Source organism: Pasteurella oralis (genome assembly GCF_002850605.1).
GTDB lineage: Bacteria > Pseudomonadota > Gammaproteobacteria > Enterobacterales > Pasteurellaceae > Pasteurella > Pasteurella oralis.
This window is the reverse complement of record NZ_NXGB01000025.1, coordinates 1-1,127: the sequence shown is the minus strand read 5'-3', so window position 1 is coordinate 1,127 and position 1,127 is coordinate 1. Positions and strand designations below refer to the sequence as shown.

The window sequence follows — 1,127 nt, the reverse complement described above, 5'->3', positions numbered from 1 at the left end:
CATTTCGATTCCCAAAAATGTAGAGTGTTCACTTGAAGTTACATACGAAACATTATCTGATACATCGACCGACTCTGATTCATTTACATTTATCTCTGTTGTTAAATCTAATGCCTCAAAATCAATTAAACAAGTAATATAAAAGGGCGTTTAGCCCTTTTTACTTTTCGCGGATCATATACGGATCATTTTTTGTTATATTTTAGTTATACAGAGATATGATGTAAATTTATAACTTATTGATTTTAAATCTATAGTTATATCTCTGTTATATCTTTTTTGGTGGAGCTGGCGGGAGTTGAACCCGCGTCCGAAATTACTCTACCTTCAGTACTACACGTTTAGTCTAATCTTTAATTTCATTTACCCACTGCGGATAGACACGCGATAGATAAACTAGCTTGATTCAATTTAGCGTTTCGATCCTCAGGCGGCGGCATCCACGCGATCTCGTTTGGGTTTGACTCCTCTTGATCCCCGTCTTACGAGCGGAAGCTAGGGAGAGAAGGCGATGAGCAGGTTATTAAGCTGCTAAAGCGTATTGTTCGTCGTTTGCGACTATTTTTTTGCGGTTTATTTACGAGGCCTACCGCACCTCGACGTGCACCTTGGGCTTCGCTAATCCCGTCGAATCCAGAATCAGCCCCAAAAACTTGGCATAGTCTATCAAAGATGCCTTAGAAATAAAAGCATTTTTAAAAACCACTATGTTGTTGTACACCTGATGCAGCTAATTAAAATTAAGAAATAAAATCATTAGAATTGTGAAAGATGGGGAATAGGTGGTTTCGTAGTTTTAGTGATTAATTGGGATATGATTGCCTTTAAGTTTAAGTGTGTATAGTAAGTTAGTAAATAAAAAGTGGGGAAGTAACTCTTTATAGTTGGAATAAGATGTTGGGTATAAGGAATTTATCTTTTTATTTGCGACGATTAATGTGTTATTGAAAAGTGAATGCCTGAGGAAGATTCAGGCATTAATGGATATTTACGATTTTTAACAGTGAGTTATGTGATGTGAATACCACTACACAATATTTTTGCTAAATTGTTTGTGTATTAAGCTGCTGCTAGTGAGTGCATCTTTGCAATAATATCATCATGAATTTGGTGTAATTCCTGTTCTG

Annotated in this window: 1 other RNA gene; it reads right to left on the bottom strand. The window is 36.2% G+C overall.

Annotated elements, in window-relative coordinates:
* Positions 1-280 precede the first annotated feature (280 nt).
* Positions 281-647, bottom strand: a transfer-messenger RNA (tmRNA) gene (gene ssrA, locus C0975_RS11235).
* Positions 648-1,127 lie beyond the last annotated feature (480 nt).